The sequence below is a fragment of the Pseudochrobactrum sp. sp1633 genome (genome assembly GCF_030376605.1).
GTDB lineage: Bacteria > Pseudomonadota > Alphaproteobacteria > Rhizobiales > Rhizobiaceae > Pseudochrobactrum.
In genome coordinates, this window is record NZ_JARRAE010000003.1 from 187478 (window position 1) to 212342 (window position 24865).

At 51.9% G+C, this 24865-nt stretch carries 20 protein-coding genes; 9 read left to right on the forward strand and 11 right to left on the reverse strand.

Going from position 1 to position 24865, the window contains the following annotated elements; all coding sequences use genetic code 11:
• Positions 1–238: 238 nt before the first annotated feature.
• Positions 239–1657, reverse strand: a complete 1419-nt coding sequence (gene gltX / locus P8H26_RS04755) for a glutamate--tRNA ligase (RefSeq protein WP_289631716.1) — start codon at positions 1655–1657, stop codon at positions 239–241.
• Between the two features lie 256 nt (positions 1658–1913).
• On the opposite strand from gltX, the gene P8H26_RS04760 reads away from it, so the two are divergent.
• A complete protein-coding gene (locus P8H26_RS04760) occupies positions 1914–4367 on the forward strand; it encodes a ComEC/Rec2 family competence protein (protein ID WP_289631717.1) in 2454 nt (817 codons plus the stop codon).
• 304 nt (positions 4368–4671) lie between these two features.
• Here the strand turns inward: P8H26_RS04760 and lexA are convergent, their stop codons facing one another.
• The 6 genes from lexA to P8H26_RS04790 all read right to left on the reverse strand — a co-directional run bounded on the left by lexA (position 4672) and on the right by P8H26_RS04790 (position 11308).
• Positions 4672–5391: a transcriptional repressor LexA gene (lexA, locus tag P8H26_RS04765; protein ID WP_289631718.1), complete on the reverse strand. Its 720-nt coding sequence runs from the start codon at positions 5389–5391 to the stop codon at positions 4672–4674.
• 412 nt (positions 5392–5803) lie between these two features.
• The gene (gene glp, locus P8H26_RS04770; RefSeq protein WP_289631719.1) at positions 5804–7024 is read right to left on the reverse strand and encodes a gephyrin-like molybdotransferase Glp; all 1221 of its coding nucleotides are present in this window, start codon (positions 7022–7024) and stop codon (positions 5804–5806) included.
• Between the two features lie 47 nt (positions 7025–7071).
• Positions 7072–7551: a cyclic pyranopterin monophosphate synthase MoaC gene (moaC, locus tag P8H26_RS04775; RefSeq protein WP_289631852.1), complete on the reverse strand. Its 480-nt coding sequence runs from the start codon at positions 7549–7551 to the stop codon at positions 7072–7074.
• Entirely contained in the window at positions 7552–8349 is a 798-nt protein-coding gene (trpC, locus tag P8H26_RS04780; protein ID WP_289631720.1) for an indole-3-glycerol phosphate synthase TrpC, read from the reverse strand.
• A 1-nt stretch (position 8350) separates the two neighbouring features.
• On the reverse strand, positions 8351–9373 hold the full coding sequence (gene trpD / locus P8H26_RS04785; protein ID WP_289631721.1) for an anthranilate phosphoribosyltransferase: 1023 nt from the start codon (positions 9371–9373) through the stop codon (positions 8351–8353).
• A gap of 45 nt (positions 9374–9418) precedes the next feature.
• The gene (locus tag P8H26_RS04790; protein WP_289631723.1) at positions 9419–11308 is read right to left on the reverse strand and encodes a SurA N-terminal domain-containing protein; all 1890 of its coding nucleotides are present in this window, start codon (positions 11306–11308) and stop codon (positions 9419–9421) included.
• A 336-nt stretch (positions 11309–11644) separates the two neighbouring features.
• On the opposite strand from P8H26_RS04790, the gene tpiA reads away from it, so the two are divergent.
• The 5 genes from tpiA to kdsA all read left to right on the forward strand — a co-directional run bounded on the left by tpiA (position 11645) and on the right by kdsA (position 16812).
• Positions 11645–12409, forward strand: a complete 765-nt coding sequence (gene tpiA, locus P8H26_RS04795) for a triose-phosphate isomerase (protein ID WP_289631724.1) — start codon at positions 11645–11647, stop codon at positions 12407–12409.
• Positions 12410–12521: 112 nt separating this feature from the next.
• Positions 12522–12908, forward strand: a complete 387-nt coding sequence (secG, locus tag P8H26_RS04800) for a preprotein translocase subunit SecG (RefSeq protein ID WP_289631725.1) — start codon at positions 12522–12524, stop codon at positions 12906–12908.
• 232 nt (positions 12909–13140) lie between these two features.
• Positions 13141–13797, forward strand: a complete 657-nt coding sequence (locus P8H26_RS04805) for a L,D-transpeptidase (RefSeq protein ID WP_289631726.1) — start codon at positions 13141–13143, stop codon at positions 13795–13797.
• 367 nt (positions 13798–14164) lie between these two features.
• Positions 14165–15793: a CTP synthase gene (locus tag P8H26_RS04810; RefSeq protein WP_289631727.1), complete on the forward strand. Its 1629-nt coding sequence runs from the start codon at positions 14165–14167 to the stop codon at positions 15791–15793.
• Positions 15794–15969: 176 nt separating this feature from the next.
• Positions 15970–16812 (forward strand): 3-deoxy-8-phosphooctulonate synthase, encoded by an 843-nt coding sequence (kdsA, locus tag P8H26_RS04815; RefSeq protein WP_289631728.1) that lies wholly within the window; start codon positions 15970–15972, stop codon positions 16810–16812.
• Between the two features lie 57 nt (positions 16813–16869).
• On the opposite strand, the gene P8H26_RS04820 is transcribed toward kdsA, so the two are convergent.
• Positions 16870–19194, reverse strand: a complete 2325-nt coding sequence (locus P8H26_RS04820; RefSeq protein ID WP_289631729.1) for a TonB-dependent hemoglobin/transferrin/lactoferrin family receptor — start codon at positions 19192–19194, stop codon at positions 16870–16872.
• Positions 19195–19377: 183 nt separating this feature from the next.
• Positions 19378–19815 carry an Lrp/AsnC family transcriptional regulator gene (locus P8H26_RS04825; protein WP_289631853.1) on the reverse strand — a complete coding sequence of 146 codons (438 nt, stop codon included), beginning with the start codon at positions 19813–19815 and terminating at the stop codon, positions 19378–19380.
• A 173-nt stretch (positions 19816–19988) separates the two neighbouring features.
• On the opposite strand from P8H26_RS04825, the gene rocF reads away from it, so the two are divergent.
• The 3 genes from rocF (at position 19989) to P8H26_RS04840 (ending at position 22628) form a co-directional block, all read left to right on the forward strand.
• On the forward strand, positions 19989–20912 hold the full coding sequence (gene rocF / locus P8H26_RS04830; protein ID WP_289631730.1) for an arginase: 924 nt from the start codon (positions 19989–19991) through the stop codon (positions 20910–20912).
• Between the two features lie 103 nt (positions 20913–21015).
• Complete coding sequence (locus tag P8H26_RS04835) at positions 21016–22083, forward strand: ornithine cyclodeaminase (RefSeq protein ID WP_289631731.1); 1068 nt, start codon at positions 21016–21018, stop codon at positions 22081–22083.
• Positions 22084–22187: 104 nt separating this feature from the next.
• Positions 22188–22628, forward strand: a complete 441-nt coding sequence (locus tag P8H26_RS04840) for a DUF1489 family protein (protein WP_289631732.1) — start codon at positions 22188–22190, stop codon at positions 22626–22628.
• 68 nt (positions 22629–22696) lie between these two features.
• Here P8H26_RS04840 and P8H26_RS04845 read toward each other — a convergent pair whose 3' ends face one another.
• Together P8H26_RS04845 and P8H26_RS04850 are read right to left on the reverse strand one after the other, a co-directional pair.
• Positions 22697–22996: a hypothetical protein gene (locus P8H26_RS04845; protein ID WP_289631733.1), complete on the reverse strand. Its 300-nt coding sequence runs from the start codon at positions 22994–22996 to the stop codon at positions 22697–22699.
• A 126-nt stretch (positions 22997–23122) separates the two neighbouring features.
• A complete protein-coding gene (locus tag P8H26_RS04850; RefSeq protein WP_374708220.1) occupies positions 23123–24709 on the reverse strand; it encodes an SPOR domain-containing protein in 1587 nt (528 codons plus the stop codon).
• Between the last annotated feature and the right edge of the window lie 156 nt (positions 24710–24865).

The window sequence follows — 24865 nt, forward strand, 5'->3', positions numbered from 1 at the left end:
CTGGCGCTGCCAGTTTGAAAAATACCCTAAGCCGGATCTCACTCAAAATTTATGATATTTCTGAATGATTGCCTGCAAAAATTCACGGCTCAAACTATCGTAATTATATCGCGTTGCAACGTACAAATTTGACTTTGAATGTACAACTTTCTGTCAAGTCACCATTCTTACGACAGTTCGCTGTATGAGAAAATCACAGTGCCGTGTTTCTGTTAGAAAACACGGCACTGAAGAGGTCTTAAATGGCCTGATCCTGAATGCGTCCGAGGGATTCTTCCCGCCCAAGCACAACAAGAACATCAAAGACACCCGGTGAGGTTGCACGGCCGGTAAGGGCGGCGCGCAATGGCTGGGCAATCTTGCCAAGCTTCAGTCCGGTTGATTCTGCATGCGCACGCACAACAGCATCGAGCGCTTCCGCAGTCCATTCAGCAGCTGCAAGCTGCGGCAGGACGGCTTTGAGAATCGCGCGGCCTTCATCATTGAGCAGGCTTGCGGCCTTTTCATCCAGTGGCAGCGGGCGTGAGACGAACAGGAATTTCGCACCGTCTGCCAGTTCCACCAGCGTTTTGGCGCGGTCTTTAAGACCCGGCATCGCTGCAACAAGCTGTGCACGGCGTTCATCGGTCATCAGAGCCTGCAGTTCTGCACCACCTTCAATATAAGGCAGAACATCAATCAACGCTTTGGTGAGCGTTTCTGAATCGCTGGCGCGGATATGATGACCGTTGATGGCTTCCAGCTTCTGGAAGTCAAAACGTGATGCACCTTTGTTGATGTCTTTGGTATCAAACCATTCGATCATCTGGGCAATGGACATGACTTCATCATCGCCGTGGCTCCAGCCAAGACGCACCAGATAGTTGCACAATGCCTCCGGCAGATAGCCCATGGCGCGGTAGGCCTCAACGCCGAGCGCACCGTGACGCTTGGAGAGCTTGGCACCATCTGCACCGTGGATCAGCGGGATATGGGACATTTTAGGCACATCCCAGCCCATCGCCTGATAAATAACAGTCTGGCGGGCAGCATTGGTCAGGTGGTCGTCACCGCGGATAATATGGGTAACGCCCATATCATGATCGTCTACCACAACCGCATGCATATAGGTTGGCGCACCGTCAGAACGCAGAATGATGAAATCATCAAGGTCTTTGTTCGGGAAACGCACATCGCCCTGCACATCATCATAGACAACGGTTTCGCCTGTCCGAGGCGCTTTAATGCGGATAACCGGCTTCACACCTTCCGGTGCTTCCGACGGGTCGCGGTCACGCCAGCGTCCGTCATAACGCGGAGGGCGGCCTTCAGCGCGCGCAAGCTCACGCATTGCTTCCAGCTCTTCCTGCGAGGCGTAGCAATAATAAGCATTACCGGCTTTCACCAGTTGCTCTGCGACTTCACGGTGGCGCGGTGCACGTTCCCACTGAGAGATGGCATCGCCGTCCCAGTCAAGGCCAAGCCATGTCAGGCCTTCAAGAATTGCTGTCGTTGCGGCCTCTGTGGAGCGCTCGCGATCTGTATCCTCAATGCGCAGCAGCATTTTGCCGCCGGTATGTTTGGAATAAAGCCAGTTAAACAGCGCTGTGCGGGCACCGCCGATATGCAGGTAGCCGGTCGGGGATGGTGCAAAGCGGGTAATAACGGGTGATGACATCGGTCGCTCCGTATCTGCGGTCAGGTTACAAAATCGTGCTCTTATATCCGAATATATTCGCAAAAGAATGTAATTTGCCGCCTCTCGATTTCTTGTGCTGTTCATGTAGCATAGGCAGCACAACGTGCAAGACTTTAGCCAATGATCAGAACACAGAACTGGGGTTTATAGCGATAAAACGCAAGATTCCTGCGTTTTAGGGGCTGATTTAAGGTGATGTTTTGCGGCTGTCAGGTGCGGGGGCAATTCAGACAGCATGACCAATGGGAGCAATGATGAATACCGCCATCAGCGGCGTGATACTGAGTCCCGACCAGATCATGGCGGGACTGAGATTGCAGCTATTCGTCTGGCCGGACGTGCAGGATTGAGCCCGGAGCAAGTTATGCTCGGGTTGCAGCAAGACTTAGTGGCAGAGACGGCTCCTGCAAACACAGCTTTCACCGCTGAGGTTGAATCTGCACTGCCGGTCAGGCTCTCATTGCGGGAGCATTGGCAAAATACGTGTGAAAATATCCGGAATGCCTTACTGCTTGAATATGAGCGCGGCACGGTTTTCCTGCTGTTTGCCGTTGCTGCCGGAACGGGCGCGGTACATTATTTCGCACTCACGGCGGAGCCTTACTGGGCGGAACTGGCTGTGCCTGCCTTTTTATTTGGCTGGCTGTGGTTTTTGCTGCGCGACACACTTGTTCGCCGTGTCGGACTTATTTTGATACTGGCCTTTGTCGCGGGTATGGCGACAGCGAAATGGGAGACGCAGCGCTATGCCACGCAAATGCTGGGCAGCAGCGTTTCAACAGTTCTGACCGCGCGGATTGTTTCACTGGAGCAGGAGGCAGACAGCAATGGCAAGGCTGGTCGCTGGCGGATTATCGCTGATGTGCTGGCAACGGAGAAGCCGCATTTGCGTTATGCGCCGCAGCGCTTGCGGCTTTCAGCACGCGATTTGCCTGCCATGACAGAAACGGGTTCTGTAATCAAAGGTGCCGTGCGCTTGCGCCCTCATGGCGGGCCGGTACGTTCCGGTCAGTATGATTTTGCATTTCATGGCTATTTTCGGGGTGTCGGCGGTAACGGCTTTTATCTGGGTATACCCAAAATAGCAGATGCTTTGCCTGCAAATTTGACGGAGGGCAGGCATTGGTCTGCTCATATTGCTGCCGCTGTCGGACAATTGCGGGCGATTATTGGCGGCCGGATTATGCAGGCCTTGCCGGAAGAGGAAGGGGCAATTGCTGCCGCGCTGATTTCAGGCCAGCGTGCGGGGATCAGTGAAGATACAAATGAAGCTCTGCGTATTGCAGGGCTGGCACATATCCTCTCGATTTCCGGACTGCATCTGGCGCTTGCAGCCGGCATTGTTATGGTCAGTGTGCGGGGCTTTGCAGGATTGTTCCCGTCTTTATCGCTTTATTATCCGGTAAAGAAAATCGCAGCACTAATCTCTCTGTTCTCTTCCGGGTTTTATCTCGCTTTATCGGGAGCGGATGTTGCAGCGCAGCGCAGCTTTATCATGCTGGCGGTTATGTTATGCGCTGTTATACTGGACCGGCAGGCGCTGACAATGCGCAATCTGGCGATTGCCGCTCTGTTCAGTATAGTCTTAACGCCCCATGAAATTTTAGGCCCAAGTTTTCAGATGTCTTACTCTGCGACCGGCGCTTTGATTGCCGGATTTGCATGGGTAAAATTACGCAAAAGACGCAAAGAAGCCAAAGCAGAAAGACACACGGGTTTAGGCAATAAAATCCGGCAGTTTCTGATCGGTATTGTTGCAACATCCCTGTTAGCCGGTACTGCCAGTGGACTCTATGCAGCATTCCATTTTAACAATATGGCTCCGCTTGGCATGCTGGGTAATGCACTGGCATTGCCTGTAATATCCCTATTGATAATGCCCTTTGCAGTTATAACACTATTGCTGATGCCCATTGGTCTGGAATGGTTGCCATTGCAGGTCATGGGTAAGGGGATTGAGCTCGTAAAGTGGATCGCGCATTACGTTGCGGGACTATCGCCGGACCTTATTCCGGGATTATTGCCTGCGCCGGTTATGTTGCTTTGGACGCTCGCCATGCTGAGCGCGCTGATCCTGACCAGTCATTTACGCGCCGTTTCTCTGGTTTTTCTCGGAGCAGGAGGCATAGCGCTGATGGCAGCGCCTTTGCCTGATATTATAATCTCTGAAGATGCCAAACTGGTCGCGATACGGCAGAATAATATTATCTATGTTAATCGTGAGCGGCCTTCAGCCTTTACAATTGAGAACTGGCGTAAGGCCTACGGGGTCACAGAGATCAGAACACCGGAGACTTTTACTACGGAAAATCCGGAGGGCTTTATCTGCGAGGACGGGTTGTGCAGCTATGATTTTGCCGATGGTCGTGTGCTGGCCTATGCGGAAAGTGCGCAGGCCACAGAGATCGCATGTGCTATCGGGGATATTGTGATTTCAGCTTATGCGAGTGATGTGCTCTGCGGTGCGACCCGTGAAACCGGAGACGCGGGCATTGCGACTGCTCCGCAACCGCTTGTTGTTAGCCGTCAGCAATTGGCTTTAAAGGGCGTTGCAGAAATTTATCTTGCATCACGAGAGCAGAGCGCGAAACCTGCGAGCATTGTCCATGCAATCGGAGAGCCTCAGCGCCCCTGGCATTTATACCGTTTATATTCCCGCGCCGCCCGCAATCTTGCCGAAAGAAACTAGGCCGCACGATGCCAAATGAGGGTGCGCAGGCGAATGGATGACTAAGTGTAGATCGCGCATGAAACGGAACCTGCGAAATCTGTCCTTAAGCCAGATCGCAAAGCAGTTTTTGACGCTTTAATTGGTCTTATAGCTTGAACTGAACTTATAAATTTGGCCTGCTCGGATGTTTGTATTTGGGCAGGCAAAACGTGTTTAAACACTCACTCTCAGGGGCATTCTCCGCATCTCATCCTGACCCAAGTCTGATCGCTAATATACAATCAGCCCTGAGTTTAAACAGTTTGAGCGCGCAGGCGTGGTTTCAGTACCGGCGTACCAGACCAACCAGTTTACCCTGAACCCGAACACGGTCTGGACCAAAAATACGTGTTTCATAAGCCGGATTAGCCGCTTCAAGTGCAATGGAAGCACCTTTGCGGCGAAACCGCTTCAGTGTTGCTTCTTCATCATCGACCAGAGCGACAACGATTTCACCGGCATTGGCTGTGTCACCACGGCGGATGATAACCGTATCTCCGTCAAGGATACCGGCTTCGATCATCGAGTCGCCTTTGACTTCCAGCGCATAGTGCTCGCCGCTGCCAAGCATTTCCGGCGGCAGGGTGATCATATGGGTTTGCGACTGGATAGCGGAAATCGGCACACCGGCGGCAATCCGTCCCATAACAGGAACACTGATACCGGCCGAAACTTCGGCTTCAGCCGCCGCAGGCTTTTTCGGAAGATCTGTGATGTTCTTTTTGCCCAGATCGCCTTCAATCACACTTGGGGAGAATTTTTTCTGGCTGTTGAGACCCGGAGCAATTGAGTCGGGCAGGCGGATAACTTCCAGCGCGCGCGCTCTGTTTGGCAGACGACGAATAAAGCCGCGCTCTTCCAAGGCAGTGATCAGGCGGTGAATACCGGATTTCGAGGCCAGATTGAGCGCCTCTTTCATTTCATCAAATGAAGGAGGAATGCCGCTTTCTTTCAGGCGGTCATGGATAAACAGCAATAATTCATGTTGTTTACGCGTCAGCATTATACGCTCCCAAAGCCTTGAACATAAATGCCGCAATCTCCTTTGAAATCACAGCAAATATAGCCATCGTGCACATTAAACACAAAACCGTTTGCACGGGACACGGTTGCGAGAATCAATATTTAAAACAAACCCAGAACGAACCCTATATGTTCCAGTATTGTTCCGCAAGGCTATAAAAGGGAATAATCTGAAGATACGGTGCTGCACTGCCGGATATGGCGTTTCATCCTATGCGACATGCCTGCTGAGAATAATTTAACCAGCGGCATAGCACGGCATCAACCGTAGATAGCTGATTGCGAAAAGCACCAGAGCGGTTCCGGCTAATATTAAATCGGTGAAACCGCCCTAACTATTTGTTTTGACGAAAATCTTGTTCGAAACTGTTTCACACTTTTCGGGATACGCTCTAGCGTATCATCAACACCTGACAGTGATCGCCGGTTTGTGCAGCTTCTGCAAAGGGCTCTCTGATGAGCAATGCATCGGCGCGGGTAATGACGGTTAACATGGAAGAATCCTGCACTGGTAAAGGTGTTGCCAGCAGTTCGCCTGCACTGTCACGGGTCAGAGTAGCGCGGATATAATCCCGCCGGTTTCCATTGGCTGGCAAGCTTTGAGCCAGTTTAGCACCGGCAATATGTGTGGCGGGTGTTTTGCCTGCCATACGGGCAACCAATGGTGCGAGAAACACATAAGAGCAGACAAGGCTGGAGACCGGATTACCCGGCAAGCCCAGAACCAGCAGGGGGGATTTATCTCCCCGCAACAGCTGGCCGAACATGAGTGGTTTGCCCGGTCGCATAGCGATTTTGTAGAAGCTTAAATCCACACCACAATTAATCAGCGCTTTATGCACCAGATCGTGATCACCCACCGATGCGCCGCCCAGCGTGACCAGAATATCAGCATCGGAGTTCGCTATTTTGCGGACGGCTTGTTCAATCTGCGCGAGGTCGTCCGAAACAATGCCCATATCAGTTGCTGTGCCGCCATTGCGGCGCACAATTTCTGCAACGCCATAGCTGTTGGAGCTGACAATCTGATCGGCCGCAGGTTGTGTTCCCGCAGGCACAAGTTCATTTCCCGTGGCAAGAATGGCCGTCTGAGGGCGTTTATAGACCTGCACTTGCGCATGGCCGGAAGCCGCTGCGAGTGAAAGCGAAGCCGGATCAAGAATATGGCCGGTTTGCAATAGGCATTCACCATCGCGAAAATCCAAACCACTAAGGCGGATATGGCGGGCTTTTTCCACATCTTGCAGCAGAGTGACCAGGCCATTTTCCTGCTGCGTGTTTTCCTGAATGACGACAGTATCAGCTCCGGCTGGCAATGGTGCACCAGTAAAAATGCGCACTGCCTCACCGGATTTGACCGTGCCACTGAAGCCTTGGCCTGCTGCGGATTCGCCGATAATTTTCAGCGTAACGGGAAGTTGTTCAGCGTCCGCAAAGCGAATGGCGTAGCCGTCCATAGCGGATGCATCAAATGGCGGCTGATTGAATGAGGCAAAGATTGAGGTGGCGAGGATGCGATCACCCGCTTCATGAAGGGCAACCATCTCATGGCCGGAAGGCATTTTATCCGCAAGCAAAAGGCGCAGTGCTTCGTCAACGGGTAACAATGCCATGAACTCTCTCCCGTAAAACCGGTCAGGATAATTTGTCAGAATGGGGTTTAAGAACGCTGCCAGTCACCGGACTTGCCGCCGGTTTTACTGTCGACTGCGATATTGCTGATGATCATGCCCTTATCAGCAGCTTTTGCCATATCATAAATTGTCAGGCAGGCGACGGAGACAGCAGTGAGCGCCTCCATTTCCACGCCAGTTTTACCGGTCAGTTTAACCGTGGCGCTGACGCGCAAGCCCGGCAAGGTTTCATCCGGCTCAATCTCGACTGAGACTTTACTCAGCATCAGCGGATGACAGAGCGGAATGAGATCAGATGTTTTTTTGGCTGCCATAATACCGGCAAGGCGTGCCGTGCCGATTACATCGCCTTTGGCTGCATTACCGGAAAGGATCAGCTCAAGCGTCTGCTTTTGCATGATGACACAGCCCGAGGCCGCGGCAATGCGCACAGTCTCGGCTTTATCGCCGACATCGACCATATTCGCAGCGCCGCTTTCATCGAGATGTGTCAATTTGCTCATGATTTATTCCGCACCGGTCAGCAATTTGTGTGTGGCAGCGGTCACATCCTGCTGGCGCATCAAGCTCTCGCCGATCAGGAATGTGGAAATACCGGATTTTTGCAGGCGCAGGCAATCATCATGAGTGAAAATACCACTTTCACCAACCAGCAGCCGGTCATCCGGCACCATAGTTGCCAGACGCTCAGAAACTGCAAGATCGACTTCGAAAGTACGCAAATTACGGTTGTTGATGCCGACCAAACGGGAAGAGAGTTTCAGTGCCCGTTCCATTTCAGCCTCATCATGCACTTCAATCAATGCATCCATGCCGAGTGAAAGTGCGGTTTCTTCCAGCTCTTTCGCCATTGCATCATCAACGCTCGCCATAATGATGAGAATGCAGTCAGCACCCCAATGGCGGGCTTCATAAACCTGATACGGATCGAACAGGAAATCTTTACGCAATGCAGGAAGGGAACAAGCCGCACGCGCCTGCTGCAAAAATTCCGGTGCGCCCTGAAAGCTTGGTGTGTCGGTGAGCACAGAAAGACAGGCCGCGCCGCCATCTTCATAGGCTTTTGCCAATGCGGGCGGGTTGAAATCCGGACGGATCAGACCTTTTGACGGGCTGGCTTTTTTGATCTCGGCAATCAGACCGAAAGTGCCGGCTTGCTGTTTTGTTTCCAGTGCCTTGAGAAAACCACGGGCAGGCGGCTGATCCGCTGCTGCCTTTTTCACTTCACTTAGTGGCAGGCGTACCTTGGCTTCAGCAATTTCAACAAGCTTATAGGTTTCGATCTTTTTCAGAATATCGGTCATATTATTCACTTGTTTTGCTGTTCGAAACAGCAATCAGCTGATCGAGTTTGGCTTTGGCTGCACCGCTGTCGATAGAGTGTGCGGCAAGGGCAATGCCTTCTTTGATGTCTTTAGCTTTGCCCGCAATAATCAGTGCGGCACCGGCATTGAGCAGCACGATATCACGGTAGGCACCTGCTTCGCCGTTGAGCACCCGCAGCAAAGCAGCAGCATTATGCTGCGCATCACCACCTTTAAGCGCATCAAACGTAACACGCTTCAGGCCGGCTTCTTCCGGTGTCATGTCAAATTCTGTGATTACACCATTATGCAGGGCTGCAACATTGGTGGTGCCTGCAGTGGTCATTTCATCAAGACCATCACCATACACCACCCAGACATGATCCGAGCCGAGCTCTTTCAGAACTTTAGCAATAGGCAAAACCCATTCGCGGGAAAAGACGCCAACCAGCTGATGCTTCACGCTTGCCGGATTGGCAAGTGGCCCGAGCAGGTTAAAGATCGTGCGCGTGCCGAGCTCCACACGGGCAGGCCCCACATGGCGCATGGAAGAATGATGCATCGGTGCGAACATGAAGCCGAGACCGGCTTCATGAATGCTCCGGCTGATCGTTGCAGGTTCTGCTTCAATATTGATGCCAAGCTCTGCCAGAGTATCCGCAGCGCCGGAGCGCGAGGACAAAGCACGGTTGCCGTGCTTCGCAACAGTCACGCCTGCACCGGCGGCCACAATGGCCGCACAGCTGGAAACATTGTAAGAGCCGGACTGATCCCCGCCGGTGCCAACAATATCAATCGCACCGGCAGGTGCATCAACAGGGATCATTTTTGAGCGCATTGATTCCACCGCGCCCGCAATTTCAGCAACAGCTTCACCACGCATGCGCAGCGCCATCAGAAATCCGCCGATCTGGGCAGGCGTGGCAGAGCCGGACATCATAATGTCAAACGCAGCCTTGGCTTCCTGTTTGGTTAAAGGAGTACCGGTAACCGCCTTGGCAATATAGCTTTTGAAATCTGACATGTTGCTCTCAATATCTGTATTTGAAGGCTCTGCCTGACAGGCAGATTAGAACGATAGGGCCTGATCCATCAGAGTCTGGTTGATCTTGACCGGATACTCGCCCTGCAACCGGCCAACAAGCTGTTCCAGCAGGTCGTCACCGATACGCGATGAAATCGCTGTGCGGGTTCCTTCCGGCAGGCTCTCGGCGCTGACACCGGCAGGTTCTGTGGTTTCCGTTACCTTAAACAGGATCTGCGTGTCTTTATTAATGCCGCTTGCCACGCCGCTCAGATTGTCAGAGCCACCAAAGATCTGGGCAATTGCTGAAGGTGCAAGTTCTGAATCAGTCGCTGTACGGGTCAGACCGCGCTTGGTCTGTTTTTCTGTACCGGCTTCCTGTGCAAGCACGTCAAGTGCTTCACCGGCTTCAAGACGCTTGCGCAGGTCTTCCGCTTTGGCTGTGAGGCGTTTGGTTGCCTGATCCTGCTTCCACTCTGCGGTCACCCGATCTTTAACTTCGTCAAAGCTGCGGTCACGGGCAGGGGTTACACCATCCAGCTGATACCAGATATAGCCGCGGGTTGGTGTTGGCAGCGCATCATTATCGATGCCCTGATCGGACTGATATACGGAGGTGAGGAATGATGGCAGTTGCGGCAGATCAGCAACCGGCTTGCCGTCAAGACCATTTCCTTCGGCATCAACTGCCTCAATGGTTTTAACTTGCAGTTTCAGCTTTTCTGCAGCCTGCGCAAGAGTGGCACCGTTGCCGCGTTCTTCCTCATAGGAATCATGCACTGCATTCAGCGAGCTGAGTGCCTGTGTGAGCGCCAGAGTTTTGCGGATTTCCGGCTCAACTTCTGCTTCTGTCTTAACAACGGATGGTTCAACGGCACTGATATGCAGGAGAACCGGACCAAAGGCACCTTTCACAACATCGCTGGTGCCATTGGCAGGCAATGCGAATGCTGCATCAGCAATCACTGCATCCGGCAGATCGGCTTTCACGAAAGTGCCGAGCTTAACATCATCAGGCTTTTTACCGCTCTGCGTTACGAGGTCAGCAAAGCTGGTGCCGGATTTGATTTTTTCTGCGGCAGCTTTGGCTTCATCTTCATTGGCAAAATTCAGCTGCTCAATCGTACGCTTTTCCTCAGTCGAGAAGCGGGCAACATTCTTTTTGTAATAATCCTGAATTTCTTCCGGTGTTACATCGCTCTCATTGGCAATGCTCTGCGCTTCCAGCGGTACATAGCTGACTTTGCGATATTCCGGCGCACGGTAATTGCCGAGATTGGCTTCATACCATTTTTTCAGTTCTGCATCATCAGGTGTTGCGATTGTGTCGGCTTTTTCCTGTGTGAGTGTAATATAGTCGATGGTACGGCTTTCACCGTCATAGAGAGCCAGCGCTTTGAACAGTGTGTCCGGTGCGCTCATACCATCTGACACGGCTTCCACGATCTGCTGACGCAGCGCGAATTTGGTGCGGCTGTCAAAATAATCCTGCGGGCTCATGCCTGCCTGACGCAACACGGCGTTAAACTGGTTGCTTGAAAAGCGACCGCTTGAATCCTGAAAAGCCTGATCCTCACCGGTAAGGCGAGCGAGGTGGTCTTTCGACATACCCAGACCCATTGTGCGGGCTTGTTCATCCAGCAGCACGCCTGCAACCAGCTGGCCGGTCACCTGTGAAGGAATGCCAAGTGCTTTTGCCTGATCACGGGTAAGCTGCTGGCGCAGCTGATTGGATACGGCAATCACCTGACGGTCATAGGCTAAACGATATTCAGTCGGCGAAACGGATGAGCCTCCGGCTTCCAGAACAGCATTGCCGCTAAAACCTTCACGGAACACATCTGCGATACCCCAGGCTGCGAACGAGAGGACGAGAAGACCGAGAAAGAATTTCGAGACCCATGATTTGGATGCAGTGCGCAAGCTGTCAAGCATAGAAGTACCTTTGTGGCGTAAACTCACTTTGTTAAATAAGGGGATAGCCGCCGATGATAATGCAGTCAAACGGAAACCTGCCTTGTCAGGCCATATGATGAAAAGAATTGTGACATTATTACCGTTAAAGCGGCGCGGGAAGGTAAGTTTGGGGATTTGCTTTCACAGACGAATTTGCTAGAGCGTGTCGCAATTAATCGTCTCCTGAACGGCAATATGCTCCGAAGCAGGTTCTGTTTAGGGTGAAAATCGGCTCTGTCCGGAAGCTCAATAACGCTCGGACACTGTCAAAGGCCGCTGTGCAATGTGGCTGAGATCATTGGTGAGGAGGGTGGAATGACCCCGGAAATTCGTCCGCTTGTAGCGGGTAACTGGAAGATGAACGGCACCGGCGAACAGTTGGGAGAACTGCGCGCAATCGCTGCCAATCTCAGCACGGATATCGGCCGCAAGTTCGATGTTGTGATCTGCGTTCCGTCAACACTCATTTCCCGCGCAGCTGCAACACCTGAAACCGATGCTATCGGCGTTGGCGGACAGGATTGTCATGCGGCAGAATCAGGTGCACATACCGGCGATATTTCCGCGCTGATGCTGAAAGAAGCAGGCGCAAGTCATGTTATTCTCGGCCATTCCGAGCGTCGTGCCGATCACCATGAAAGTAGCGAGACCGTGTGTGCCAAAGTGCAGGCCGCATGGAAAACCGGACTGACAACGATTGTCTGCGTTGGCGAAACCGCTGAGCAGAAACAGACCGACCAGACTCTGGATGTCGTTGGTCAGCAGATCGCGGATTCGCTGCCGGAAGGTGTGACCCCGCAAAATACCGTTGTTGCCTATGAGCCTGTCTGGGCAATCGGCACCGGTTTGACGCCGACTGTCTCGGATGTGCGCACAGTGCATGCGTTCATTCGCTCGAAGCTGATCGAACGTTTTGGTGCCAAAGGCGCGCATCTGCGTCTGCTCTATGGCGGTTCAGTCAAGCCGAATAATGCTGTTGAGCTGCTTGGCGTTGCTGATGTGGATGGCGCGCTTGTTGGCGGTGCCAGCCTGAAAGCAACGGATTTTCTCGCAATTTGCGATGCCTATCGCGTGCTCTGAAGTTGAATAAATATCAATCCCTTGCAAGCATTCGGTTGCAGGGGGTTGGATTGTCGGATAAATCCGTGTAAAAAGCCGTTTCTATCTTTACAAGAAAGCAGTCCGGAAACCCATGCAAACCGTTCTTATTGTTATACATCTCCTGATCGTTCTCGCTCTTGTCGGCGTTGTGTTGATTCAGCGTTCTGAGGGCGGTGGTCTTGGTATTGGCGGTGGTTCCGGCTTTATGACCGCACGCGGCGCAGCAAATGCGCTGACCCGTACAACTGCACTTCTGGGTGCCGGTTTCTTCGCGACTTCGCTGATTTTGGGCATTATGGCCATGAATGGTGAACGTCCGACAGACATTCTGAACCGTATTCCAGCGGCATCGGGTTCGCAGACAGCGCCAGCCGGTGGCAATGGTATTCTTGACCAGCTCGGCGGCGGCACAACGACACCGGAAACTGCTCCGGCACAGCCTGCCGCACCGGCAAGCTCGGTTCCAAGCTCACAGTAACGAGCTGAATATTTGAATTACAAAAAGCCTCCCTCGTGGAGGCTTTTTTCATTTTAAGACGGTTGCAATAAAAGTGTTGCAGGCTTGCCATAGACGCAGGGATTAGCTTGTGGGTAACATATTGTCCGTTGAGAGATGGGTGAGTTTAGCCTATCAGCAAGCAACCTGTTTACACATCATCTTCCGCTCATCTGTAAATGATGGGCACAAAAGAGTGTTTCGAGAAAGCCCCATGATTTCATCGCGTGTTCTCATCGCCGGTTTTGCCGGTCTGTGCTTAAGTTTCTCCGCTCTTACCGGTCAGGCATTTGCCCAGTCCGCCGGTGCGGCTTCATCGACAGAAACGACCGTTAAGGCCGCTAAGTCAGAGAAGAAAAAAGCAACTTCTCAGAAAGCAGCCGCCGCCAAAGGCAAATATAATATTGATCCGAGATATCAGGCGCAAACTGTTGCCTTTTCGGGTTATCCGGTCGGCACAATTGTTGTCGATCCGTCGAAATATTTCCTTTATCTGGTAGAAACACCAACCACTGCACGTCGTTATGGTATTGCTGTCGGTAAAGTTGGTCTGGAATTTAAGGGCAGCGGTACAATCAATGCCAAGCGTGAATGGCCGCGTTGGATTCCAACTGCAGATATGGTCAAGCGCAGTCCTGAACATTACGGCCGTTTCAAAAACGGTATGGACGGTGGTCTGGGCAACCCGCTGGGTTCACGCGCGCTCTACCTGTTTCAGGGCAATAAGGATACCTACATCCGTATTCACGGCACGGTTCAGCCTTGGACAATCGGGAGCTCTGCTTCAAACGGCTGCTTCCGTATGACCAATGAAGATGTGATGGAATTGTATGAGCGCGTTAACATGGGCGCGACTGTCGTCGTTCTCTGATCGCTTGATATCCTCATATTGCAGAAGCCGGCTCAGGCCGGCTTTTTGCTTTTTTATGCATTTTATTTCGGTTCAATAAAAAGTTTCTCAGGACAACCGAATAAGCAGTGGCAATTTGTTTGTCGAAGCACTATCTGTTTGCTCAGAGTTGCAGATCAGAGTTCTGTAACGCGTTTTCAACGCAAACTTTGTAATTTCAGCACTGTTCGGGAAAATTCCTTACGGTGGTGTTGTTGCGTGAATTATGGGTTTTGCCATAAAATGCCTCAGGGATTTTATGGGTAAATGTTAAGAATAATGAAAAATCCGTTGCTGAAATCATTTTTTAGTGGCGGAATCAATCAGGAGAGTCTAACGACATAAGCCCATGGCGCGATATGTATTCATCACAGGCGGCGTGGTCTCTTCCCTTGGAAAAGGCATAGCTGCAGCAGCACTGGCGGCTCTTCTTCAGGCACGTGGTTACCGCGTGCGGATCAGAAAGCTCGACCCTTATCTCAACATTGACCCGGGCACGATGTCTCCTTACCAGCATGGTGAGGTGTTTGTGACCGATGACGGTGCGGAAACCGATCTTGACCTTGGTCATTATGAGCGTTTCACCGGTCGTTCTGCAACAAAGCAGGACAATATCACGACTGGCCGCATCTACCAGAACATCATCGAGAAAGAACGCCGCGGCGATTATCTCGGTGCAACAGTTCAGGTTATTCCGCATGTAACGGATGAGATCAAAAACTTCATTACAGAAGGTAATGAGGATTATGATTTCGTATTGTGTGAAATCGGCGGCACAGTCGGCGATATCGAAGCAATGCCGTTTCTGGAAGCCATCCGTCAGCTCGGCAATGAATTGCCGCGTAACACGGCCGTTTATATTCACCTGACACTGATGCCGTATATTCCGGCAGCGGGTGAACTGAAAACAAAACCGACCCAGCATTCTGTGAAAGAGCTGCGTTCTATCGGTATTGCACCGGATATTTTGCTGATCCGTGCGGATCGTGAAATTCCGGAATCCGAGCGCAAGAAACTTTCGCTGTTCTGTAATGTCCGCCCAAGCGCGGTTATTCAGGCACTGGATGTTAAAACAATTTATGATGTGCCGATGGCCTATCATAATGAAGGTCTGGATTCTGAAGTTCTGGCAGCTTTCGGCATTGAACCGGCACCAAAACCGCAGATGGAGCGTTGGGAAGAAATTACCAACCGTATCCATAATCCGGAAGGTGAAGTTACCATTGCCGTGGTCGGTAAATATACCGGCCTGAAGGAAGCCTATAAATCGCTGATCGAAGCACTGACACATGGTGGCATTGCCAACCGTGTGAAGGTTAATCTCGACTGGATCGAAGCCGAGGTTTTCGAAAGCGAAGACGCTGCACCTTATCTTGAAAAAGTTCACGGCATTCTGGTGCCGGGCGGCTTTGGCGAGCGCGGTGCGGAAGGCAAGATTCTCGCGGCGAAATTTGCCCGTGAACGCAAGGTTCCGTATTTTGGTATCTGCTTCGGTATGCAGATGGCTTGTCTTGAAGCGGCGCGTAATCTCGCCGGTATCAAAGATGCATCTTCAACCGAATTTGGTCCGACGAAAGAACCGGTTGTCGGTCTGATGACGGAATGGCTCAAAGGCAATATGCTTGAGAAGCGTACGGCATCCGGCGATCTTGGTGGTACAATGCGTCTGGGTTCTTATGAATCCATGCTGAAAAGCGGCACGCGTATTGCTGATATTTACGGCACAACGGATATTCATGAGCGTCACCGTCACCGCTATGAAGTCAATATTGACTATATGGAAAAGCTTGAAAAAGCCGGTCTGACTTTCTCCGGTCTGTCACCTGATGGTGTTCTGCCGGAAACGATCGAATATGCCGACCATCCTTGGTTCATCGGTGTGCAGTATCATCCGGAGCTTAAATCGCGTCCGTTTGAACCGCATCCGCTGTTTGCCTCCTTCATCGGGGCGGCAGTAAACCAGAGCCGTCTGGTCTGACACTTGCAACGGGCACTTTAACAGTGCCCGTTTTGCTTTTATCGTCTAAGTCTGGATATTGCAGATGGTAATATCCATATGCTGAAAATGAAGCCGTCCTGCGGTTTCCTGCGCAGAGTGCCTGCGCAATAATTTATCCGGAAAAGTCAGGTACTTTTCAAGTTTGAGGAACAGATATGACTGCCAATCCAGTTGTTGAGGTTAAGGCGCCGTCAGGCACTGTAGTATTTTCCAACAAGGGCGCATTGTCGATCATTGCAGGCCCGTGCCAGATGGAAAGCCGCGAACACGCCTATGATATGGCTGGTGCCTTGAAGGAAATGACGGATAAGCTCGGCATCGGGCTGGTGTATAAGTCGAGCTTCGACAAAGCCAACCGCACCTCGCTGAAAGGTCAGCGCGGCATTGGCCTCGAAAAGGCGATGGAAGTTTTCACTGACCTTAAAAAAGATTTCGGTTTTCCCGTGCTGACAGATGTTCACACGGAAGAACAATGCGCACTCGTCGGTGAAGTTGTTGATGTGCTGCAGATCCCGGCTTTCCTCTGCCGTCAGACTGATTTGCTGATCGCCGCCGCTAATACCGGCCGTGTGGTCAATATCAAAAAAGGCCAGTTTCTTGCACCTTGGGACATGAAAAATGTAATGGCCAAAGTGGTTGAGAGCGGTAATCCGAATGTGATGCTGACTGAGCGCGGCGCGTCTTTCGGTTACAATACACTTGTGTCGGATATGCGTTCGCTGCCGGTTATGGCGGGTCTTGGCGCACCGGTGATCTTTGATGCCACGCACTCTGTGCAGCAGCCGGGCGGGCAGGGTGAAACCAGTGGCGGCCAGCGCGAATTTGTGGAAACACTGGCGCGTGCAGCCGTTGCTGTTGGTGTGGCAGGTGTTTTCATTGAGACCCATCAGGATCCGGATAATGCGCCTTCCGATGGCCCGAATATGGTGCCTTTGAAAGATATGCCGCGTCTTCTCGAAACGCTCATGGCGTTTGACAAGCTGTCAAAATCTCTCTGATTTTGAGCATTTACAATTTTAAAAAAAGCCCGCGTCTGACGCGGGCTTTTTTGTGTCTCAGAACTGTTTACTGAGGCTGACTTTGAAATTACGACCGGGCATGGCTGTAATACCATCGCTCAAATATGGCTCATATTTCTTGTCGAAAATATTATCGAGCCCGACATCCAGCTTGGTATCTTTCATCATACCGCTTTGCGGTGTCCATGTCAGAAACAGATCATGGATACCATAGCCTGCGCTTTCAGGACGGGCATACTCGCCGCCATTCTGATTATGCGGTGTCTTGGACTGTCTGGCGACAAAAGTCCCTGTCCAACCCAGTGTCAGATCATAATCAGGCACTTTCCAGCCCAGCGTTGTCACCAGTGTCGCCGGTGCCAGATCTTTGAGATAGGTGTTATAACCATAGATATTATTCAGCGCGCCATGACGGCTGCCATGCATTGTAGAGAAGGCCGCATCGGCAAACATATAAGTTGTGTCGTAATGGGCTGAAATCTCGATGCCAGTGGAATAGTAGGACGGCATGTTCCAGTAATTGGCAGCTTCGCCGCGTTTGGGTGGGTTGTTCGCTTTACCAAAGCGGCGGTTAATCGGATTGGTAACATGGTTATAATAGGCTGTTGCCCGAACCTTCAGCTGATCGTCAGTGGTGAAGAGCTGGTTGTGAATGGTCTCTACACCAATCTGGAAGTTATTGTTGCGCTCCACTTTCAGATCGCGGCTGGTGGCAGGCATATAGGTTGATGAACTTTGCGTGGAATAGAGCTCATCAATATTCGGCATACGCATAGCGTAGGCCCAATCAGCAAACAGACGCAAATTTGAGGTGGCATCATAGGTCACGCTCAAACCCGGTGTCAGGCCGTCATGGCTGACTGCGCTGTAATCATGACCCGCTTTGATATCATTATAGGTCTTTGCAGCGTTCGGCTTGCCTTCTGAACGCACATAATCATAACGCAGCCCCGGAATGATGGCCAGCTGATCGGTCAGGGCAACTTTATCAATCACAAAAGCGCTGAAAGTTTCCTGCTTGCCTTGCGGCATATTATAAGGCGCAAAATAACCGTAGTTATAATTGGCATTATTATGGGTTTTGCTATTCGAATACATCCATGTATCGCGGTTGTGGCGTTGTAACTGAATGCCGTAATTCAGACTGTGATTAAAACCACCTAGTGTGAAGTTGGATGTATTTTCGGCTTCAATTCGCAGATCAGAATATTGAGAATCTGTCCATTTTCCGCCTGTCGAGGCAGATGTACTCACACCATCAGGGCGCTCGGCGAAGAGGGACGTAAAAGCATAACTCACCATCAGGCGCGTATTGACCAGATCACTGTCACCGGAAAATTTGTGCTCAACGGATGAGCTGAAATCTTTCAGATCGCGCCAGGCGAGGCGACGACGGATGGCTTCATAATAACCTAGATCTTCTACCTGACTGCCGATTGGTTCAACCTGACCGCGAATAGCCGCAGGCGGCCCCCAGTTCTGGCTCATGCCGTAACTGGCCGTTGCTTTCAGCTCATGGCCGTCAGCGCTGGCACTGCCCTTGGCAGAGAAGGATGTGAGCTTGCTATCGGAGAAATTGTAACGCTCACCGCCACCGATGCGCATATCCTCAGTCTTGCGCCATGTGGCTGCTGCAAGGCCGTCAAAGGTGATGCCGCTATAATCTGTGCGCCCATAAATTGCGCCACTCTGCACCCAACCTTTATTGGCTGTCTGATAGCCGGTTTTTGACCAGAGTCCCCAGCTCTCACCTTCGCGCAGCATATCGGCTGCGTCTTTGGTTTCCATTTTGATGGTGCCGCCGAAGCCACCATTACCGTATTTAATGGATGTCGCGCCTTTTTCGATCTCAACGCTTTTGAGCAGTTCCGGCTCGATAAAGACTGTTCCCTGATCGTAACGCTCAAAATTCTTCTGTGCGCCGTCCATGATAATGCGCACATCTGTCTGGCGGGCAAAGCCACGGATTGCAATGCCCTGACCCTGAATGCGTACACCGCCAAGCATGGTAACACCCGGTGTCTGTTTCACCAGTTCCGGCAGGCTGGAAGCCTGAGCACGGTCAATCGTCTCGCGGTCGATCGTCACAATATTCGGGGCATCTGTGCCATAGCTGCCGGAGCCGACAGTGCCGGTGCCAACCGTAATTGTGTTCAGCTGCAATGTACCGGATGTATTGTCCGCTTGCTGTTTTTCCGTTTGTTTTTTTGGCTGATCAGTCTGTGCGTGAGCACTCGAGGTAAAATCAAAGATACCGGCGCTGCTTAAAACTGTACCGGCGAGAATGAAAAGTGTAAATTTTTGCATGCATGAAAAAGTGCGTGCACCGGTGGCAGAACCACCAGCAGCATAAGCGGACATAAGCGCAACTCCTTGGGAGGATTTGTTGTTCAGGCTTTGTTAATGATTACGCTTGCCTTAAAGTATTAAATTAGTTTTGCATATATGAATTTTCTAAATAAGATAAAATTAGTCATGTTTAAGAGTGCGGTGTTGCTCATCCGCATCCCCGAATAATGTTCCCTTTGAAATTTAAGACATATTTTAAAGCCGCGCTCTGGTGCTGCGCGGTGTTGCGAGGAGCAAGTTGGTCTCACTGTTCGTGATGCCGGGTACGAGGCGCACACGGCGCAGCACACTGTCGAGGTCACTCAGCGTATCGGCATTAATTTCTGCAATCAGATCCCAGCGGCCGTTGGTGGTATGAATTTCTGAAATCTCGGAGAAGCCGCCCAGCGCTTTCACCACACGTTCTGTCACATGGCCTTCAATCTCGATCATCATAATGCCGCGCACAGCCTGTTCAACCGTGTCAGCGCGCAGGATAACGGTATAGCCGAGAATATGGCCGTCTTTTTCCAACCGCTCCAAGCGGGCGCGTGCGGTGGCGCGGGAAACACCGGCATCGAGTGCGAGATCGGAGATACTGCGGCGTGCATTGTGACGGAGCAGGGTGATGAGTTTCTGGTCGAGATCGTCCACTGTCTTACCATTTTGTTCATTTAACTGCGCAATCTGATAAAGCATCTGTGGAGATTTGCCAATCTTCTCTGTCCACTCTGCCAATGTTTCGTGGTTTTATACGTGAAAGTCACCACCCTTATAGCGCTTTGCTGACGGGGCGGAGAAAACAATTATGGTCGTGAGGAACATATATGCATTGTAAACTGATTGGTGCACCTGTGCAGGACGGAACCGGACGCATGGGCTGCGAAATGGGGCCGAGCGCGTTTCGTGCCGCCGGATTGACTCAGGCTTTGCAAGAACTGGGGCATGATGTTACCGATCTGGGCAATGTGGAACCGGCTGCAAAGCGGAACCTCACGCATTCCAATCCGGTTCTGAAAAACCTGTCTGAAATCGTGGCATGGATTGAGGCGCTGGATAAAGCTGCCTTTGAGCATAGTGCCGATGGTTTCCCGATTTTCCTCGGTGGTGATCATGCGCTGGCAGCGGGCACCGTTTGCGGCCTGAGCCGTCGCGCCAAAGAGCAGGGTCGCCCGCTTTTCGTGCTATGGCTTGATGCGCATACAGATTTCCACACACTGGAAACCACCACCAGCGGCAATCTGCACGGCACACCTGTGGCCTATTATACCGGCCAGCCGGGCTTTGAGGGCACATTCCCTGAAGTGCAGGCTCCGGTTGATCCGGCCAATGTTTGCATGATTGGTATCCGTTCGGTTGATCCTGCGGAGCGCAATGCGATCCGTAAAACGGACGTAACTGTCAACGATATGCGCATGATTGATGAGCACGGCGTTGTAGCGCTGCTCACACGCTTCCTGAAGCGTGTAAAAGATGCCAACGGCTTGCTGCATGTCAGTCTTGATGTGGACTTCCTCGATCCGAATATCGCACCAGCGGTAGGTACAACTGTTCCGGGTGGAGCGACATTCCGTGAAGCGCATCTGATCATGGAAATGCTCCATGACAGTGAGCTGGTGACCAGTTTTGAAGCTGTTGAACTCAATCCGTTCCTTGATGAGCGCGGTCGTACAGCCTTCTTGATGGTCGATCTGATCGCCAGCCTGATGGGGCGCAGTGTGATGGATCGCCCGACACGCAGCTTCGTATAGAGCTGATAAATTTACAACCAAAGCGCTTCAATTGTCTCTGATGGACATGAAGCGCTTTTCTTAGTTTAACAGGTTCCGGCAATGACCGGAGGGAGATAGCCTGATGCGTGACAGAACAACCTTGAACCTCGTACCATTTGTCAGTGTTGACCATATGATGAAACTGGTGCTGAAAATCGGTATTGAAGATTTTCTCAAAGAACTCTGCACCTATGTGGAAGAAGACTTCCTGCGCTGGGAAAAATTCGACAAAACACCGCGCGTTGCTTCTCACTCCCATGACGGTGTGATCGAGCTGATGCCGACCAGTGACGGCACGCTCTACGGCTTTAAATATGTTAACGGTCATCCGAAGAACATGAAAGACGGTCTGCAGACCGTTGCTGCTTTCGGCATGCTCTCCGATGTGGATACCGGCTATCCGATCCTGCTGACCGAAATGACCATTCTGACAGCGCTGCGCACTGCTGCGACTTCAGCCGTTGTTGCCAAATATCTGGCACCTGAAAATGCACAGACTATGGCGATCATCGGTAATGGCGCGCAGTCCGAATTTCAGGCGCTGGCATTCAAGGCGCTGCTTGGCGTTAAATCACTGCGTCTGTATGATATTGACCCTTCTGCAACCGAGAAGTGCAAGCAGAACCTTGCAGGCTTCGGTTTTGAAATCGTCACCTGTACCAGTGCGGAAGATGCAGCGCAGGGCGCTCAGATCATCACCACTGTAACTGCTGACAAGCAGAATGCCACGATCCTGACCGACAATATGATCGGCAGCGGCATCCACATCAACGGCGTTGGCGGTGATTGCCCGGGCAAGACAGAAATGCACAAAGACATTCTGCTGCGTTCCGACATCTTTGTTGAATATCCGCCGCAGACCCGCATTGAGGGCGAAATTCAGCAGCTCGATGCCGATCATCCGGTGATCGAATTGTGGCAGGTGATGAACGGTACTGTGCCGGGTCGCCGTGACCAAAACCAGATCACATTGTTCGATTCCGTTGGCTTCGCGACTGAAGATTTCTCGGCGCTGCGCTATGTGCATGACAAACTGAAATCGACAGGTCTTTATGAAAATCTCGATCTGCTGGCAGATCCTGATGAGCCGCGTGACCTGTTCGGCATGCTGCTGCGTTGCGAGAAAAAACTCGCAGGCGAAGCGGCATAATCCGCAAGCAATTTTAAGAGACGGGCAGGAGCAATCCTGCCCGTTTTTGTTTGTGCAATCGCTGCATACTGGACATCACTAAAACAACGGAGTAATTGCCGGACATGGCTCTGCATCTTGTAAAACTCTGTGTGGGATGTGATTCCCTTGAAGATCTGGCAGCGTGGATTGATTTCCGCCTTGAGGAATGCCGTGCAAACGGTGTTGTGCCGGAACAGTTTCACACAACGCGCATGGTGCCGAAACGCCAGGTTGAATTACTTGACGGTGGTTCGCTCTATTGGGTGATTAAGGGCAATATTCAGGCGCGTCAGCGTTTGCTGGAAGTGCGCACATTTACCGGTGAGGACGGCATTGGCCGTTGCCATCTGGTACTGGAGCCGAAAGTTATTCCGACTGTCTGGCAACCCCGCAGGGCATTTCAGGGCTGGCGTTATATTGCGGATGAAGAAGTGCCGCAGGATGACAGGGCGGGAGCGGGAGGCGGCATGCAGGCTTTGCCTGTTGATCTGCGCCGCGAACTGGCGGCGCTCGGCCTCATTTAATTAGAGCGTATCCCGAAAAGTGTTAAGCGGTTTTCGGATAAGATACGCGCAAAACAAACAATAGTTATTCAACGCAGTTTAAGGCGTATTGCAACGCGTCCGCTTGCATTGCCTGTTGCTATGCGCAGTGATGCTTCCGGCAGGCTGATGCGACGACTGCGCTGGGCATTGCAGACCAGAAGTCCGACGAGTTCGCGGGTGTTCAGAGAGGCACCATCCGCGCGTAAATCCGCAAGACGGGCAGCGGCATGACGCAGAGCCTGAACACTCAGCAATGTTGTTTTACCTGCTTTTTGCGACGATTGCAGTGAATCGGATTCATCCTGAATCGTACTGGCAAAACCGAACAGATTGAGCATATTCGACATTGTAAACCCTTTACACAATACTCACGGGGTTTGCAGATGGTCTGCTTGATTTACATCCGGCCAAACACAAAGCCGGATAAAAGTTAAAGTGTTTGCCGCCGGACAGGCGGCTAAGCTATGCGCGGATTAACGCGCAATCGCATAGCAGTTGAAGCTCTTTTTCTTCAGGGCTGCACAAGCATCCCATGCGGCTGTTTTGGTTTCAAAGCCTACAAAACGAGCGCGGTAGAATGTGTTGTTACCCTTGTTGAAAGTTTCCGTCATAGGAGAGGTGGCACGAAGTGTGCTGCCTGCCTGCTGGGCAGCTTTGCTCAGCATATCCTGTGCCTGACCTTCGCTTGGCAGCGAACCGATCTGAATGGCCCACGCACCGGAAACATCAGCAGCATTATTGGCCATAGCAACATTGGTTTGGGCAGTATTGTTCTGACGAGCATTTTCCTGTGGTACGGCAATAGGTTCTGCACGTGCGGCAGGCGCCGGCGTTGGTGTCAGCCCCATGCGCGAGGCCGCTGTGTTGGCCGATGCAGTGGTGACCGGATCAACATTCGGGATTGAGGCTTTAGGTGTTGGAATGGCCACAAGCTGCGAGGATACAGGAACTGCAGGGCGTGGCGTTGGCGATGCAAGCGCCAGCATTTCAGGCTGTTGGGCAGGAACCGGTTTCTGGCGGGCAATAACCGCGCTGATTGCATCCTGCGCGCTGCCTGCTGAGGCGTCGGCAACAAGCACCGGCTGGTCTGCACGCTCAGCCGGAAGCGGCACGGCGCGTGGCAATGGTGAAGGTTCTGCACTCAGGGCAGGTGCTGCCGGTGCATCATTTCGTGCAATCAGCAATGCATCATTACCACGACGCGAAGGTGTTGCTTTTGGCAAATGTGCCTGAATCAGACGAGCCATTGTTGCATCACGGGATGCGCCGCTGCTGCCGCCCATAACAACGGCGACGATACGGCGGCCGTCACGATTGACCGAAGTTACAAGATTGTAGCCGGAAGCATTGACGTAACCGGTTTTGATGCCGTCAACGCCCTCAATGCGACCGAGCAGACGGTTATGACCGTTGATGGTTTTACCGCGGAACTGAAAGCTGGAGCGACCGAAATAAGGGTATTGCTGCGGAAAATGCTGACGCAGGGCAATGCCAAGGATAGCCATATCACGCGCAGTGGTCTGCTGGTTCGGGTTTGGCAAACCGGATGCATTGCGGAATGTAGTTGAGCGCATGCCGAGACGGCGCGCTTTTGCAGTCATCATCTGGGCAAAGCGTGGTTCTGAACCACCGAGATATTCACCGAGTGCTGCCGCAGCATCATTTGCAGAGCGGGTAATCAGCGCCATAATCGCGTCTTCAACAGTAATGCTCTGACCGGCAGGCACACCGATTTTTGTCGGAGGGCGCGTCGCAGCATATTTGGAAAACGGGATTTTGGTATTTTTGTTGATGCGTCCGGCCTGCATCGCCTCGAAAACCATATAAAGGGTCATCATTTTGGTAAGGGAGGCGGGGAAGCGCTTGGCATCCGCACTTTCTGCGAACAGGGTTTTACCTGTATTGGCGTCTATCACAATTGCGGCATGACGCGGGTTTTTTGCTGCCTGAGCAGACCCTGCCGTAATCGTAAGAGTGAGGGCGCCGGCCATTGTTACTGCTAACAATGAGCGGGCCGCAATCTTGATGCCGGATGCGGCGTGACGGAACGCATGATACACGGTGAACTACCTGCCTGGACTGCCAATTTTCAGGTGTGGCGCAAAGGACACGCCACGAACATTTCCGTGATCATATTGCCAACAGCCTTACCAATCCGTTTATAGATGGGCAAATCATGATGTTTTTTTGATTTCATGATCACTTTTTAAGGCGCT

Coding starts and splice junctions, on each gene's coding strand:
- gltX (WP_289631716.1), bottom strand. CDS start 1,657: ATGTCATCACCCGTTATTACCCGCTTTGCACCATCCCCGACCGGCTAC.
- P8H26_RS04760 (WP_289631717.1), top strand. CDS start 1,914: ATGACCAATGGGAGCAATGATGAATACCGCCATCAGCGGCGTGATACT.
- lexA (WP_289631718.1), bottom strand. CDS start 5,391: ATGCTGACGCGTAAACAACATGAATTATTGCTGTTTATCCATGACCGC.
- glp (WP_289631719.1), bottom strand. CDS start 7,024: ATGGCATTGTTACCCGTTGACGAAGCACTGCGCCTTTTGCTTGCGGAT.
- trpC (WP_289631720.1), bottom strand. CDS start 8,349: ATGACCGATATTCTGAAAAAGATCGAAACCTATAAGCTTGTTGAAATT.
- trpD (WP_289631721.1), bottom strand. CDS start 9,373: ATGTCAGATTTCAAAAGCTATATTGCCAAGGCGGTTACCGGTACTCCT.
- P8H26_RS04790 (WP_289631723.1), bottom strand. CDS start 11,308: ATGCTTGACAGCTTGCGCACTGCATCCAAATCATGGGTCTCGAAATTC.
- tpiA (WP_289631724.1), top strand. CDS start 11,645: ATGACCCCGGAAATTCGTCCGCTTGTAGCGGGTAACTGGAAGATGAAC.
- secG (WP_289631725.1), top strand. CDS start 12,522: ATGCAAACCGTTCTTATTGTTATACATCTCCTGATCGTTCTCGCTCTT.
- P8H26_RS04805 (WP_289631726.1), top strand. CDS start 13,141: ATGATTTCATCGCGTGTTCTCATCGCCGGTTTTGCCGGTCTGTGCTTA.
- P8H26_RS04810 (WP_289631727.1), top strand. CDS start 14,165: ATGGCGCGATATGTATTCATCACAGGCGGCGTGGTCTCTTCCCTTGGA.
- kdsA (WP_289631728.1), top strand. CDS start 15,970: ATGACTGCCAATCCAGTTGTTGAGGTTAAGGCGCCGTCAGGCACTGTA.
- P8H26_RS04820 (WP_289631729.1), bottom strand. CDS start 19,194: ATGTCCGCTTATGCTGCTGGTGGTTCTGCCACCGGTGCACGCACTTTT.
- rocF (WP_289631730.1), top strand. CDS start 19,989: ATGCATTGTAAACTGATTGGTGCACCTGTGCAGGACGGAACCGGACGC.
- P8H26_RS04835 (WP_289631731.1), top strand. CDS start 21,016: ATGCGTGACAGAACAACCTTGAACCTCGTACCATTTGTCAGTGTTGAC.
- P8H26_RS04840 (WP_289631732.1), top strand. CDS start 22,188: ATGGCTCTGCATCTTGTAAAACTCTGTGTGGGATGTGATTCCCTTGAA.
- P8H26_RS04845 (WP_289631733.1), bottom strand. CDS start 22,996: ATGTCGAATATGCTCAATCTGTTCGGTTTTGCCAGTACGATTCAGGAT.